The sequence below is a fragment of the Gracilimonas tropica DSM 19535 genome, from assembly GCF_000375425.1.
GTDB classification, from domain to species: domain Bacteria; phylum Bacteroidota; class Rhodothermia; order Balneolales; family Balneolaceae; genus Gracilimonas; species Gracilimonas tropica.
The window spans coordinates 1-15,087 of record NZ_AQXG01000015.1 but is presented as its reverse complement, the minus strand read 5'-3'; the positions used below and the strand labels follow the sequence as shown (position 1 = coordinate 15,087).

The window sequence follows — 15,087 nt, the reverse complement described above, 5'->3', positions numbered from 1 at the left end:
TATTTATAAGCTTAACTTTAGTGGTTCACCAAATTTTCAGTAGAGCACGAGTATCCTATTATGTTAGATAAAGTCGGTCAAATCATTACCAAAGTTTTTGGCTCCAAAAGTGAAAGAGATATTAAAAAGATCCAGCCTATCGTAGATGAGATCAAGAGCTACGAAGAGCAAATGAAGAAGCTCAGTGATGATGAGCTAAAAGCAAAAACGGAAGAGTTCAGGCAGAAAATAAAAGATGCCACCGCAGACACTGTTGCCCGCATTAAGGAGATCAAGCAGCAGTTAGACAACATCGAAGAACTCACTCCGGCAGAACATCGGGAGTTAGCGGAACAACTCGATGAAATGGAGCAGCAGGAACTGGACACCATCGAAGATGTGCTTGATGAGATTCTTCCTGAAGCATTTGCGGTATTAAAAGATACATGCCGGCGCTTTGTCGGACAATCCTGGAAAGTAGGCGGTAACGAAACAACCTGGGAGATGATCCCTTATGATGTACAGCTAATCGGAGCCATTGTACTGCACCAGGGTAAAGTAGCTGAAATGAAAACCGGTGAAGGTAAAACGCTTGTGGCCATTTTCCCTGCCTACTTGAATGCATTAGCAGGCAAAGGCGTGCATGTAATCACCGTAAATGATTACCTGGCAAAACGAGATGCTGAATGGAATGAGCCTATTTTCAACTTCCATGGGCTTCAGGTGGATTGTATTGACCGATACCAGCCCAGTACCGATCAGCGCCGAAAAGCATACAAAGCAGACATCACTTATGGAACCAATAATGAATTCGGCTTTGATTACCTCCGCGATAATATGGTGATTGAGGAAGAGCAGTTGGTTCAACGCGATCATCACTTCACTATCATTGATGAGGTAGACTCTATTCTTATTGACGAGGCACGAACCCCGCTGATCATTTCCGGGCCGGTTCCTCAGGATAATAAATCTGACAAGTATGTGGAGATGAAGCCCAGGGTTGAATCGCTGGTGAATGCACAGAAGAAACTTGTTGCCAACCTTGTTAAAGAAGGAAAGCAACTGTTGGACGATGGCAACGAAGAGAAAGCCGGACTTGCCTTATTCCGTGCCGTGCGTGGATTCCCAAAAAACACACAACTACGGAAACTGCAACAAGATCCCAAGGTCCAAAAACTGATCCAAAAAACAGAATCATATTACCTGCAGGATAACGCCAAGAACATGCCTGTTGTGGATGAATACTTGTTTTATGCAGTGGATATGAAAATGAATTCCATCGAAATGACCGAAAAAGGCCGGGAATTCATCACCAAAAAAGGAGAAGATGAAGAGTTTTTCGTAATCCCTGACCTTGGAGAAGAAACAGCCAAAATTGAAAAAGAAGTTGATGAACTCGAAGAACAAAAGATCGAATCGGTCAAAAATAATGATGAGTTCAGTGAGGAATATAAAGAGAAGAAAATTGAGGAGGCCAAACAAGAAGTCCGACAGGAGCGTGAGCGGAAATTCAATGAACTGCATCGTTTGTTTGCCGAACGCGGAGATCGTATTCACACCGTCAATCAGCTCTTAAAAGCTTACACTAATTTTGAACGTGAGGAAGAATACATCGTTCAGGATGGAAAAGTTCAGATTGTTGATGAACATACCGGACGTGTACTTTCCGGCCGCCGCTACTCCGATGGATTGCACCAGGCTATCGAAGCCAAAGAACAGGTTAAAGTAGAGGCCTCAACACAGACTTACGCTACCATCACCCTACAGAATTACTTCCGAATGTATAATAAGCTGGCCGGTATGACCGGTACTGCCGAAACGGAAGAAGGTGAATTCAATGAGATCTATGAGCTGGATGTTGTCGTAATCCCAACCAACAAACCTATAGCTCGCGATGATAAAGAGGACCTTGTATTTAAGACCAAGCGTGAGAAATTCAATGCGGCTATTCAAAAGATTCAGGAATATCACAAAAAAGGACAGCCGGTTCTTGTGGGTACTACCAGTGTGGATGTATCGGAAACCGTTAGCCGAATGCTGAAACGAGCCGGAATTCCTCATAATGTGTTAAATGCCAAGCAACATGCCCGCGAAAGCGAGATCGTAAAACAAGCCGGTGAAGTAGGGGCTGTTACCGTGGCTACCAACATGGCCGGCCGTGGTACTGATATCAAATTAGGCAAAGGAGTGAAAGAGCTTGGAGGACTTGCCATTCTGGGAACAGAACGACATGAATCCCGCCGTATTGACTTACAGCTGAGAGGTCGTTCAGGACGTCAGGGTGATCCGGGTGAATCTCAGTTTTATGTTTCTCTGGAAGATGACCTGATGGCCATGTTTATGAGTGACCGTGTTGCCAACGTAATGGACAAGCTCAGTTTTGAAGAAGGCGAGGTCATTACACACCCATGGATCACCAAGTCGCTGGAAAGAGCGCAATCTAAAGTTGAGCAGAATAACTTTAGTATCCGAAAACGACAGTTGGAGTATGATGACGTGCTCAACAATCAGCGAAATGTGATATACGCTCGTCGTAAACACGCACTTTCGGGTGAGCAATTGCGTACCGACATTCTTGACATGCTCGACGACCTTGTGGAAGGCATGGTGGAAGAACATATTGCTGCCGGAGATTATGATGGTCTTCATGAAGCAGTAATACGTAATCTCGCCGTTGATGTAGACTATGACCGGGAATCGTGGTTCACCATGGGAGAGCGTGAACTTACAGATCACATTGTAGATAAAGCGCTTGAGAACTATCGTAAGAAAGAAGAACGAATTGCAGCTCCGCTTTACAAAGTAATGCAGCGCATCAACGAGGCAAATCCGGAAAACCGCCCTGATAAAGTTCAGGTTATCTTTACGGATGGTATTCGCAGAATGCGCATTGTAGTTGATGTAGTACGTGCCCTCGAAAACGAAGGCCGAGAAGTTGCGCGGTCGCTCGAGAAAAGTGCCATACTTTCTATCATCGACCAAAAATGGATGGAACATCTGCGGGAACTTGATTCCGTAAAAGAAGGGATCGGACTTCGTTCTTTTGCACAAAAAGATCCACTGCTCGAATATAAACGGGAAGCATTCGATATGTTTAAGATGCTTTTGGATGATATCAATCAGGAAGCTATTTCATTGATCTGGAAGGCTGTTCCGGAAGTGAAAGAAGATGATTCTAAACTGCAACAGGCACAAAAACAGAAATCACGTTTTGACACTTCTTCAATGGAAACTCAGCATGCCGACTCAACCGGAATGGGGCTCAAAGGTCAGCCACAACAAAATGGAGGACAGCAACAGCGTCCTCAGGGTGGAAACGCCAAGCGACAACCCATTGAAGTTGCAGATGAACCCGGACGAAATGATTATGTTACGGTTCAAAATATGAACTCCGGTGAAACCAAAGAAGTGAAGTGGAAATACGCCAAGCGCATGGTTGATGAAGAAGGCTGGATTGTGGTAGAGAAGTAAATCTCAGCTTTCTTATAACTTCACATAACTATAGAAATCTTATAAAATTCAACAATTGGTCCAAGTGTCTCGCTTGGACCTTTTTTTTGGGCTATAACTCTTAAGTCTTTGTTCGCTAAGACAAGGTTTCTAAATCAGCCATTCAGGCTCACTCAAGACTTAAGAGATCTTTTTGAGGAGTTTATAAATTAATTCCAGTAGGATTTACTCAATTGGCCGATGCATGTTAATCTACATCGGCAGTTATGGGCTGATTGTTTTCAAAATCATACAACGTAAGCCGTCGAAGATTGAAGTATCCCGTCCAGTAATTTCGAAGGGCCTGAATGTAGCTTCGGCGGGCACTGTCTTTTTCATTTTGGGCAATAAAAAGATTCGTTACATCAATTTTACCGATCAAATACCGGTTTTGAGCTACATTATAGCGACGATCTGCGATCTCATCAGAAACCTGGGCTAATTCAACTTGTTCTCTCAATTGTGAAAATTCCCTAACGGTACTTCTTACGTTCAGATCAAACTGTAGCTTTTGGTATGCAATGGTATTTGCTGTAGCAGCCTGCTGATTTCGGGCGGCTTGAATTTCAGCCGTATTCTTGCCCCAATTGAAGATCGGGATCTGAAAGCCCACGGTAAAAAACTGACGGTTTTGAGGATCATTATAAAGTTGATCAAAATCTTGAGAGGTTTGATTCAATCCATAACTGGCTTGCAATGTTGCTGAAAAACCGGCCTCTTTCCTTGCTTGATCATACGCTTGGTTTGCCTGTATTTCGTTCAATTCAAACTCAAGAGACGTACTGTTATTCTCCCGGGCAAGTTGTAATGCACGGTCTACTTCAATATTCAATTCCGGAGCCTCTTCAGGTGCAATTACGTCTACTTCTGTAGCATCAGGTATACCAAGAAGGGCTTTAAAATTTTCTTCAGCCCTCTGAAAGTTCAACCTTGCAGTTGTCAATGAGGTTTCTGCATTCCTGAGAGCTAACTCACTTTGAAGCAAGTCATTTTCCGCAATATTCCCCACCTGATACCGGCCTTTGGAAATATTATAGATCGAATCGTTGACTGTAACATTAAATTCTGCTACCTCTACATTGATCTTGGCCAGCAGAAAATCGAAAAAACTTTGGGTGGTATTAAAAGCCAGGTCCTCCATGTCTTCCACGTATTGCTTTTGAGCGATCTGATACCGAAGAGGCTCGGTCTTGTTTCTCCATTTCAAACCATTGTACTGAAACAGCGGCTGAATGTAGGATGCCACCAAGGGAGTGCTCTGCCAGAAATAAACATTTTCACCATCCACACCACGGTCAAAAAGAATGAGCCGATTGATTCCGCTGGATAATGAAAGCCTTCCACCTGTAGGCATAATATTCTGATTGATCGATAAATTTACGGATGACTGAGACTGACTTTCTTCCTGGTAGATAGTAGACCCATCATCAAGACGGTTTGATGTTATGGCCCGGCTATAACCCGGTATATCTCCATCCAAGTCCAGGCTGGGCAACAAATCGGCTCGAAAGGATTTGTATCGCCACTTGGCAGATATTAACGCAAAATTTGCTGCACGGGCGAGCGGGCTGTTTTGCTTGGAGATTTCAATACTCTCTTCGAGAGTGAGGGTTTGCTGCTCTTGTGCTTTTAAGCTGGAAGCAGTGAGGGTAAGAATTAAAAATAGAAATCCAAGAAAATATTTATTCATGTCGTAATGCGTGTACTGGGTCGTGTTGTGCGGCTCTTTTTGCGGGATAGTATCCAAATATCACCCCGATAATTAGGGCAACCCCAAAGGAAATGGCTATGGACATAGGAGTAACGATGGTAGCAATTCCGGCGGTAGCTTCAATGGCATAGCTGAAGGCCATACCCAGAATGATACCAACTACTCCTCCGGAGATACTAATCGTAAGTGCTTCGGTTAAAAACTGTAATTCAATATCTCTTTTTTGGGCACCTACAGCCATCCTTACCCCAATTTCACGGTAACGCTCAACTACGGAGGCAAGCATAATATTCATAATCCCAATTCCTCCCACGATCAGTGAGATAGATGCGATAGACGAAAGAACGATATTGAAAATACGTTTGGTTCGCTGTTCCTGCTGTAATAATTGTTCAGGTACTATGATCTCAAAATCAACCACATCATTATGGCGGCGCTTTAACATGCGCGATAATACATCTGCGATCACGCCGCTGTACTGGGTATCTGTAACTTTGACAATGAGCTTATCTAACTGGTGATAATTTGGATCTGCATCTGAATTACCGTTGCCACCGGAACTTGTGATCATCGCTCCGCCCATAAATATTACGGAACTCCCTCCGCTCTGAAGATCCTTACCGGTTACCACAGCACGATTCTTGAAACGTAGTAAAACCGTCGTTGCCGGCGCATAGATATCCAGGTTAAAATTACGAATACCCAGGTTTTCAATATTCTCGGTGGTCACTTCTTTCTTTTCGATGACGCCGATCACAGTAAGCCAAAGATGGCCTACTTTAATTTGTTTACCAATGGGACTTTCTCCTGCAAAAAAGCGTGTTTTCACATCATAGCCAATAACTGCAACCGGGTCGGCATTATTGATCTGAACTTCACTGAAATTACTGCCTTCAACGATATTGAAATTCGTGATATCAAAATAATCACGGTTCACTCCCACCAATTTCCCGGTTCGGATCCGTCCGTTCCTGATGAAGGAAGTTTCATACATGATCTCCGGGCTTAGTTTCTCAACCTGAGGCACATGTTCCCGCACACTTTCCAGATCTTTTAGGTTCAGCCCGGGTGAAAACTTATTCTGTTCCCCTCCCAGGTTCTCATCATTAACAGAGCCCTCCCGCTGTTCAATGACCGGCTGAACGATCACATTATTGGTTCCGAGTAATTGCATCTGTTGCAATACTTCTTGTTGAGCTCCGGTACCAATGGCCAGCATAGCTATGACCGAAGAGACACCAAAAATGATACCGAGCGATGTAAGAAAAGCACGAAGCTTGTTTCTCTGAATGGCTTCCAGTGCAATATCAAAATTGTAAAGTATTTTCTGGAGCATCAGGTCTATTTTAAAGTAATCTCTTCTTCAAGAAAAATCTTTTCCACTCCGGAGGTGTCGGATGGGAGGGAAAGATAAATAACGTCATCCATGGAAAGGCCACGGTTTACGATCACTTCATTTTCATTCATCAAACCTAATTCAACTTCCTGCATTACCGGAAACAACCCGGATTGCTTGAATACAAAACTGGTTGAATCTTGCACATGAATAGTTTCAAGCGGAATATACATGGCATCTTGTACCCGGTTTACGATCACACGATTGCTTGTAGTCATAGCCGGACGAAGCACACTGTCTGATTCCGCTATTTCAATGATCACCTCATAAACTTTGGAATCGGAATTAGGGCGCTGCTCTCCGATATTTGCCACGCTTGTTACTTCTCCACTCAGCTTCTTTTCGGGAATTGCATCCAAACCGATCTCAACATTTTGTCCTTCCGATATCTTCTGTACATCCACCTCATTTACATAGGTCACGGATTCCATCACTGAGAAATCGGGTAGTTCAGCCACGATGGGATTCCAGGCACTGATATCACTGCCCTCGGTAACTTTGCTGCCATCATAATTTCTGCGATAGATCACCATTCCCTGGGCCGGAGCCGTTACGGTAAATTCACGCTGCAAAGACCGGATCTTATCAACCTCGTTCTGTTCTTCCTGCAGGTCGGCCTGCACTTCACTCATTTTAGCTTCCGCCTGCTTCACTTTGGTCACATAGTTCTTACGCTCCTGTGCCAGCTGCCTGCGGGCTTTATCCAGATCGATCTCTGCCTGGCGCTGAACTGCCGGGGACTCATAAACAGACTGATCCAAAGCAATCTGACGTTCTTCCAAAGCATATTCCAAATTGATTAGATTGTCGCGGGCTTGTGATAAGGTGAGCGTACTGTCCAAAGAAACCTGCGTTACCTGGGATTGCGCCTGTTGCAGTTCCAGCATTGCATCCTGAAGACGGCTGGTGATCTCGGAGCGATCAAGTTCCGCTACAAAATCTCCTTCCTTCACAATAGTACCTTCCGGAATCAATCGCTGGATCTTCAAATTATAAAGGCGAATTTCACGTGCACGTTGCGGCCCTTTTATCTCTACTGAATTCTTTGCGCGGAGCTCTCCTGTTGTGGTTACATCAACTACAAACTCTCCTTTTTTTGGTGTGGTTGTTAGCTCGATGGATTCTGATTGCTCTCCCCCAAAAACAAACCAGGCTACCAGAGAAAGCCCCACGACAACCGCAGGTATTATATACTTCTTATTCATGTGATTTAGATATTAAAAGATTGAATCCGAATATACTCTTTTTGTAATTTGACGATCATACTAAAAAAATAGTTTTACAATTACGAATAAATCCCCGAATTGTTGTAGTAACCTATATGATCAGAAAAGCTTAATTCCCCTTTGTTTATAAGAATACATTCGCGATGAAGAATCTTCGGCAGTAAGTTTTATAACTGCGACAACAGAAAGTGTCGTGACCCCGAAATAGTTATAAACTCAACAAAAGGATTGCTCCTCATTTTAATCTACCAGCGTATTATCTACCATACCGGTCTCCAAGTCGTAAGAAGTGCCCGGTTGGGTGTTGTCGATGATATCTTTGGGATCGTTGTTTTCATCCACAATCACCACACGAGGCTTATGATCTTTTGCCTCTTCAGGTGTCATTTCAGCATAACTGATAACGATGATGCGATCTCCGACTTGGGTCATTCGGGCAGCGGCGCCATTCAGGCAACAAACGCGGCTGCCCCGCTCTCCGGGAATGGTATAAGTTTCAAGACGAGCTCCATTGGTAATATTCAACACCTGCACTTTTTCATAAGGAAGCAGATTGGCGGCATCCAGCAAATCCTGATCGATGGTGATACTCCCTTCGTACATCAGGTTGGCTTCGGTTACGGCCATTTGGTGCAGTTTAGATTTAAACATCGTGATTTTCATGGGAATCGCTCAGAGGTCTAAAATTATGTTATCAATGAGGCGGGTTTTTCCTAAATAAACCGCGCCGGCTAAAATATATGAGTTACCGGGTTGAAGTTTTTTTACCGGGTGCATCGTTTTCATGGAAAACACATTAAGATAATCATTTTTGAATCCTTTCGCTTCCAATTCATCTTGCTGATGATTTAACAACAATTTTGGCTCCATCACTCCATCTTTGATCTGACGTTCCACATATTGCAATGCCCGATAAAGACTTGGGGCAATTTTACGCTCCTCATCACTTAAATAAGCATTGCGACTGCTCAGCGCCAATCCATCATTTGCCCGGGCTATGGGTGCAGCAATCAGTTCTATATTATGATTAAACTCGTAGACCATTTGCTTGAGGATCTGAAACTGCTGAATGTCTTTTTGCCCAAAAATGGCTACATCCGGCTCAATAATGTTGAAGAATTTATTCACCACCAACACAATCCCTTCAAAAAACCCGGGACGACTTCCCCCATCCATATGCTCATTCAGCGTGTCCAGTTCAATGCGGAAGTACTTCTCGCCTGAGCCGTACATCACTTTGTCATTTGGGGTGAAGACCAGCGAAACGCCTTCTTGCTCACAAGCATCCAGATCATCCTGCAGCTGCCGCGGATAATCCTCAAAATCTTCATTTGGACCAAACTGCTCCGGATTCACATAAATGGAAACAACCACTTCATCCGCCTTTTCTTTGGCCAGTCGCATCAGCGAAAGATGCCCTTCATGCAAAGCGCCCATCGTGGGGACAAACGCGATGGTTTTACCCTGTTTTTTCAGGGCTGAAATTTCGCTCCGGATGTCATCAATAGATGAACACTGTTTCATGAAATGCATGCATTAATTTCTAAAGGGCGATAAAGGTAGCAATTTATTTGGTGAAGTTTGCAAACCTTCCGATACAAAAAAGGCAGCCTCTGCTGAAGCTGCCTTAAATATCTTTCATGAAAAAAGACTACGCATTCGCCTTCTGCTTTTCTGCCCGTTTACGATCGTTATGATCGAGATGCATTTTCCGGATTCGCAAACTTTGAGGAGTCACTTCCAACAACTCATCGTTATCAATAAATTCGATGCACTGCTCCAGGCTCATATCCCGGGCTTGATTCAATTTCACAGAATCAGCGGTTTGTGTAGCACGGTGATTCGTTAGGTTTTTCTTCTTCACCACATTCACTACCATGTCGTCGCTGCGTTTATTTACGCCAACCACTTGTCCCATATAAACAGGATCTCCAGGTGCAACAAAAAACTCTCCGCGATCCTGAACGCCTTCCAGGGCATATCCGGTCACATCGCCTTGTTCAAGAGCAATAAGAGCTCCGCGATTCCGACCCGGGATTTCACCGGCATAAGGCTCATAGCCATCAAATTGCTGGTGCATAATTCCGGTTCCTCGGGTTTCAGTCAGCATCTCGCCTCGGAAACCAATTAACCCACGTGAAGGCACACGGAATTGAATCCGGTTATTTTCCCCTTCCTGACTCATAGAAGTCATGATACCTTTACGTTTTTGAAGATTATCAATAACGCGGTTACTATAATCTGTTTGGACATCCACCACCACTTCCTCAACCGGTTCAAACGTAACACCATCCACTTCTTTAAATAAGACTTCTGGGCGGGAAACTGAAAATTCATAGCCTTCACGGCGCATGGTCTCGATCAAAATGGCCATCTGCAATTCGCCACGACCGGAAACCTTATAAATATCCGGACTATCCGTCGGCTCAACCCGCATAGCCACATTCGTTCTGGTTTCACGATACAGACGATCTTTCATTTGGTTTGATGTCACGTAATCGCCTTCTTTGCCTGCAAACGGAGAATTGTTAACCCGGAAATACATAGCAATGGTCGGCTGATCCAAATCCACATATTTAAGGGGGGTCATGTCCGCTGTATCGGTCAGTGTATCTCCGATGTTCACCTCCTCATATCCCGCCAATGCAATAATATCACCGGCCACTGCTTTTTCAACCGGCTCGCGCTGAAGGCCATTGAAAGTAAACAACTTGGTAGCGCGGGCTTTCTCTTTCACTTTGCCTTTACCATCCATCAGGGCTACTTCCTGATTTATTTTGATGGTTCCCTGCTCAATCCGGCCAACTGCAATTCGGCCTACATAATCATTCCAGTCGATACTGCTAACCAGCATCTTAAATTTTGATTCCGTGTCTTGCTCCGGTGCGGGAACATGTTGTACAATTTTATCCATCAATGGAGAAAGATCGGTTCCGTCCTGCTCCAATTCTTCTTTAGCAATACCCTCTTTGGCAATCGCGTAAAGAACAGGGAAATCGAGCTGCTCGTTGGTGGCATCCAGCATCACAAACAAATCAAAAATCTCATCCAAAACCGCATCGGGTCGGGCATCTTTACGGTCAATTTTGTTGATGACTACAATGGGTTTATATCCAAGGCTCAAAGACTTTCGGAGTACAAATTTGGTTTGGGGAAGTGGCCCTTCGGCGGCATCCACCAAAAGAATTACGCCATTTACCATTTTCAGGATACGTTCTACTTCTCCACCAAAATCGGCGTGACCCGGGGTATCCACGATATTGATTTTCGTGTCTTTCCACTTTACAGCGGTATTCTTAGAACTAATGGTGATTCCGCGTTCTTTCTCGAGGTCGCCGGAATCCATGACTCTCTCTTCTACTTGTTGATTCTCTCTAAAAGTCCCGCTCTGTTTCAGGATCTGATCAACGAGTGTGGTTTTGCCATGATCTACGTGAGCGATAATGGCGATATTTCTTAAATCTTGTGACATTGAATTGGATGAAATAATGGAAAATTTGCAAGCCTTAAATATACGGTTATTTTGACGATTTCCGTATTATTAAATAAACAATAAATCGCTTCCACTTTTTACATGCCTCTAAAGCTCATTTTTGCACTTATCACTTCAACTCTGGCAATCCTAAACATACAAATTACAGCGTTAGCCCAGGCTTACAGTTCAGACCCCGTTATTCATAATTTCAACGCTAACACTTTTGTCACCATTGATGAAATCTTCAATGAATTTAAAGGGCTTCAAAAATTTGAAGGGAAAGGTGAAAATAATAAGGATGAGTTTGCAAACCACTTAAAGCTTACCAGGCACATCTTTGGATACGCACTTATTGCAAAAAACCTTGATAGCCTCCGGCAAATTCCTACTGAGAAGAAAGAAGCATTTGATTTAAGTATTGATCTTTTGAATCTGGATGCCAAATTCAAGGAAATAGTGACTAATGAGGTTTACCTGGAGGTAGATGGGCATCAACTATGGATTCCCATACAAGACAAGCTATTTTCTATCTGGAGAGATAATGTAGCTGGCCAGGATTCTGTACTCATTTACACCCGTATCATAGGCGGATATAATACAGATCCAGCTAATAGTTGGTTTCTAATCATGACCGGATTTCATGAAGAATTACAGACTGTATTATGGAATGAAGGAATAGAAAAATTCAATGCCGGACTAGATAAGATCGGGGAAAGATACCTCTCCAAATTGATTGATCTCTATCCGAACGATGCAGAAGCAAAAGCCAGCCTGGCATATCATTATACGGAGAAGGGCTTTTCAAATACAGGCGATCAAAGACAACATTATTTTAATAAGGCAAACACTTTATTTTTGGATGCAGAACGTCTGGCTCCCGACTATGGATTCCAATATTTTCAACAGGCCATCCTGAGGTATCATCAAAACAGATTCGTCGATTCCTGGAACCTGATCGAGAAGGCAAGAGAAAATGGTCACACAGATATCGAGGAAAAGTTCCTTAATCAGCTCAATTCTAAATTGTCTTTTGAAGAATATCAAAAGATAGATCAATAAAATATTTATGCTAATACCTATCCTCTGGCTCACTCTTGGGCTTATTTTCCTTATTAAAGGTGCCGACTGGCTCGTCGATGGCGCCTCCGCGCTCGCAAAAAAATTCAATGTTTCGGACCTCGCCATTGGTTTGACCATTGTAGCTTTTGGGACTTCCGCACCCGAGTTGGTGGTCAACGTAATGGGAAGTATTGAAGGACACCATGAGATCGTTTTTGCCAATATTATTGGAAGTAACAACTTCAATTTGTTGGTGATCCTTGGTATCTCGGGACTCATCACCCCACTTGTGGTTCAGTCCAGTACGGTTTGGAAAGAGATCCCACTTTCTCTGTTTGCCGCTGTTTTACTGTTTTTTCTTGCCAATGATTTTTGGACTCCTGAAACATTTACCCTTTCCCGTTTAGACGGACTGATTTTTCTTCTGCTTTTTGCAGGATTCTTGTTCTATGTTTATAAACAACTTTCCAACGACCCGGCTGATCTGGAGTCTCCCAAATTGCAATATTCCCAGCTCAAGATCTGGAGTTCCATCTTCATTGGTTTGGCGGGACTGGTGATTGGTGGTCGGCTGGTCGTCAATAATGCCATAGAAATCGCAACCATAATGGGTGTGAGTGAAAAGATCATTGGCCTGACGATCATAGCGGCCGGGACTTCTTTGCCGGAACTGGCCACGTCTATCGTTGCTGCTATGCGTAAGAACGTAGACATCGCTGTTGGGAATATTGTGGGCTCTAACATTTTCAACATTTTCCTGATTCTTGGGATTAGCTCACTGGTAAGTCCAGTTCACTACAATCCTTCCTTCAACCATGAAATGTACCTGCTGGGGGGCGGAACGCTACTCTTGTTTATCGGGATGTTTACCGGACAAAAGAAAAAGCTGGATCGCTGGGAAGCCGCTCTTTTACTGCTGATCTTTTTGGGATATACTGGATATTTGGTGGCTTCTGAATTGTAAGTCATTTCAGCCCTTGGCCCGAACGCTGCGATCCCGAATCCTCGGGAGCAAGCTCGCAGGTTCTCCAACTTTGCTTGATTACACAGCAACCTCGCAGCGTGCGATAGCTCCTGCAAGCGTTGCGAAATGAGGCCCGCCCATCAATTCACCTTGATTTAATGCTCCGATAACCATTTGGTAATACACAAATTCCATATTCTGATATGAAATCATATTACCAAATACTATTTCTTCTGCCCATTCTGACGTTCACCCCTGACGGCTCATTATTTGCCCAGAATACTAAAGATGAGGTCGAAAAGTCCATATCTCGTGATGCTATGCCTGCCAATGCCTTATCACAGATAAATCAATTTTGGAATGAGGAGAAAAAAGCAGATTTTTACCGTCAATCGAACGGTGAAATGATCAGCTATGAAGCAAAGCTGGATTGGAACGGATATCGATATAGCATCGAATTTGATGCAATAGGATCGCTCATTAATGTTGAGCAACTTATAGATATCCAAGAACTTCCTGAGGCTTTGCGGAACACCATCACAGAAGAAATAGACAAACAGTACACGCGGTTCAAATTTACCCGGATACAGCGTCAGTTTTCTGCTTCAGAAGAAGACGAAAATGACGAAATCCTGGAAAATGTGCTCGAAGAAGATTTTGACGACTTAAAAATTCGCTATGAAATCGAAGTTGATGCACAAAACAAAAAAGAACTAGGTTCATTTGAGTTGCTGTTTGACGAAAATGGAAACTTAATTCAGAAACGTAAAATTGTGAGACGTTCGCTGGATAACATCTGGTAATACATGAATTTTTTAAAATCCTGGGCACTTTTAGCGGTAGCAACTCTGCTTCCGGTATGTGCATATTCGCAGCAAGCCGAACTCATTTGGAATCCAGAGGTTTCATATTCCTGGAAATCATCCGACCGGCTCGGTTTTAATACCAAGTTGTCGATCTTTAATTCAATTCGTGATTTCGACAATAAAGGAGCTATAGAGTACATAGAACCTCAATTCACTTTTTCCTATGGGCTTTCGGCAGGCACCAAAGTAGGTGGCGGATACTACTACCGGCTTTCCACTCCTCTGATCGATGGTTATCAATATGAGCATCGTTTCCTACAACAAATTGGTTTCATTTCCTATATTAATGATCGTCGGTTAGCACACCGGCTTCGGCTTGAACAGCGGATCCGTTCAAGTTCCTACCAAAACAGATTACGCTATCGCCTCAGCTACGACTTTCCACTGGAAGGCGAACAACTGGATCCCGGTGAAAAATACCTGATCCTGTCCGACGAAATGATGACTGCCTTCAATAAAGATGAAGCTGATGCCGAAAACCGGGCAACAGTAGGAATGGGCTGGTACTTCAATTCTAAGCAAAAATTTGAACTGGGACTCCAATATCGTACGCAGGATATTTTCAGCAACGGAGGAATCAGTCATCTTTTCCTGATCAGTACTTCGTATTATTTGAACAGATAAGCTAAGCCTTAGACTGAACGCTGCGAGGTCTTGAGGACGCTCGCAGGTTCTACATCTTTACTTAATTCCGCAAGCAACCTCGCAGCGTCCGAAGGTCCTGCGAGCGTTGCGAAACGACTGTTGAAAAAGACTCCCTTCAATTCTAAATTTCTAATCATGAAATTTGAATCGGGGTTATACTATCACATATACAACAGAGGCGTAAATTCTTCTGAAATCTTCCTATCATCTGGCGATTTTGATTTCTTTCTCGACAAGTTCAGTTATTATCTTTCCTTATCAGTAGAAGTATATTCTT

11 protein-coding genes are annotated in these 15,087 nt (G+C 43.5%); 5 read left to right on the top strand and 6 right to left on the bottom strand.

Features of this window, described 5'->3' with window-relative positions:
- Nucleotides 1-60 precede the first annotated feature (60 nt).
- On the top strand, nucleotides 61-3,450 hold the full coding sequence (gene secA / locus B151_RS0115575; protein WP_020404581.1) for a preprotein translocase subunit SecA: 3,390 nt from the start codon (nucleotides 61-63) through the stop codon (nucleotides 3,448-3,450).
- Nucleotides 3,451-3,676: 226 nt separating this feature from the next.
- Here the strand turns inward: secA and B151_RS0115570 are convergent, their stop codons facing one another.
- From B151_RS0115570 to typA, 6 genes are all read right to left on the bottom strand, one after another.
- Entirely contained in the window at nucleotides 3,677-5,158 is a 1,482-nt protein-coding gene (locus tag B151_RS0115570) for a TolC family protein (RefSeq protein ID WP_020404580.1), read from the bottom strand.
- Nucleotides 5,151-6,515 (bottom strand): ABC transporter permease, encoded by a 1,365-nt coding sequence (locus B151_RS0115565; protein WP_020404579.1) that lies wholly within the window; start codon nucleotides 6,513-6,515, stop codon nucleotides 5,151-5,153. The genes B151_RS0115570 and B151_RS0115565 overlap by 8 nt, the downstream gene beginning before the upstream one ends.
- A gap of 5 nt (nucleotides 6,516-6,520) precedes the next feature.
- A complete protein-coding gene (locus tag B151_RS0115560) occupies nucleotides 6,521-7,780 on the bottom strand; it encodes an efflux RND transporter periplasmic adaptor subunit (protein WP_020404578.1) in 1,260 nt (419 codons plus the stop codon).
- Nucleotides 7,781-8,041: 261 nt separating this feature from the next.
- Nucleotides 8,042-8,464, bottom strand: coding sequence for an aspartate 1-decarboxylase (gene panD / locus B151_RS18990; protein ID WP_051069761.1), 423 nt, complete (start codon nucleotides 8,462-8,464; stop codon nucleotides 8,042-8,044).
- Between the two features lie 9 nt (nucleotides 8,465-8,473).
- The gene (panC, locus tag B151_RS0115550; protein ID WP_026166699.1) at nucleotides 8,474-9,325 is read right to left on the bottom strand and encodes a pantoate--beta-alanine ligase; all 852 of its coding nucleotides are present in this window, start codon (nucleotides 9,323-9,325) and stop codon (nucleotides 8,474-8,476) included.
- A 127-nt stretch (nucleotides 9,326-9,452) separates the two neighbouring features.
- Nucleotides 9,453-11,273, bottom strand: coding sequence for a translational GTPase TypA (gene typA, locus B151_RS0115545; protein WP_020404575.1), 1,821 nt, complete (start codon nucleotides 11,271-11,273; stop codon nucleotides 9,453-9,455).
- A gap of 102 nt (nucleotides 11,274-11,375) precedes the next feature.
- On the opposite strand from typA, the gene B151_RS0115540 reads away from it, so the two are divergent.
- From B151_RS0115540 to B151_RS0115520, 4 genes are all read left to right on the top strand, one after another.
- Nucleotides 11,376-12,335, top strand: a complete 960-nt coding sequence (locus tag B151_RS0115540) for a tetratricopeptide repeat protein (protein ID WP_020404574.1) — start codon at nucleotides 11,376-11,378, stop codon at nucleotides 12,333-12,335.
- 7 nt (nucleotides 12,336-12,342) lie between these two features.
- Nucleotides 12,343-13,299 carry a calcium/sodium antiporter gene (locus B151_RS0115535; RefSeq protein ID WP_020404573.1) on the top strand — a complete coding sequence of 319 codons (957 nt, stop codon included), beginning with the start codon at nucleotides 12,343-12,345 and terminating at the stop codon, nucleotides 13,297-13,299.
- 203 nt (nucleotides 13,300-13,502) lie between these two features.
- Entirely contained in the window at nucleotides 13,503-14,102 is a 600-nt protein-coding gene (locus B151_RS0115525; RefSeq protein WP_020404571.1) for a hypothetical protein, read from the top strand.
- Nucleotides 14,103-14,105: 3 nt separating this feature from the next.
- Nucleotides 14,106-14,789 (top strand): DUF2490 domain-containing protein, encoded by a 684-nt coding sequence (locus B151_RS0115520; protein ID WP_020404570.1) that lies wholly within the window; start codon nucleotides 14,106-14,108, stop codon nucleotides 14,787-14,789.
- Nucleotides 14,790-15,087: the final 298 nt, after the last annotated feature.

Bases quoted from the DNA above. Each gene is read 5' to 3' on its own strand.
- B151_RS0115520 (WP_020404570.1), top strand. From the start codon at position 14,106: ATGAATTTTTTAAAATCCTGGGCACTTTTAGCGGTAGCAACTCTGCTT.
- panD (WP_051069761.1), bottom strand. From the start codon at position 8,464: ATGAAAATCACGATGTTTAAATCTAAACTGCACCAAATGGCCGTAACC.
- secA (WP_020404581.1), top strand. From the start codon at position 61: ATGTTAGATAAAGTCGGTCAAATCATTACCAAAGTTTTTGGCTCCAAA.
- panC (WP_026166699.1), bottom strand. From the start codon at position 9,325: ATGAAACAGTGTTCATCTATTGATGACATCCGGAGCGAAATTTCAGCC.
- B151_RS0115540 (WP_020404574.1), top strand. From the start codon at position 11,376: ATGCCTCTAAAGCTCATTTTTGCACTTATCACTTCAACTCTGGCAATC.
- B151_RS0115565 (WP_020404579.1), bottom strand. From the start codon at position 6,515: ATGCTCCAGAAAATACTTTACAATTTTGATATTGCACTGGAAGCCATT.
- B151_RS0115535 (WP_020404573.1), top strand. From the start codon at position 12,343: ATGCTAATACCTATCCTCTGGCTCACTCTTGGGCTTATTTTCCTTATT.
- B151_RS0115570 (WP_020404580.1), bottom strand. From the start codon at position 5,158: ATGAATAAATATTTTCTTGGATTTCTATTTTTAATTCTTACCCTCACT.
- B151_RS0115525 (WP_020404571.1), top strand. From the start codon at position 13,503: ATGAAATCATATTACCAAATACTATTTCTTCTGCCCATTCTGACGTTC.
- typA (WP_020404575.1), bottom strand. From the start codon at position 11,273: ATGTCACAAGATTTAAGAAATATCGCCATTATCGCTCACGTAGATCAT.
- B151_RS0115560 (WP_020404578.1), bottom strand. From the start codon at position 7,780: ATGAATAAGAAGTATATAATACCTGCGGTTGTCGTGGGGCTTTCTCTG.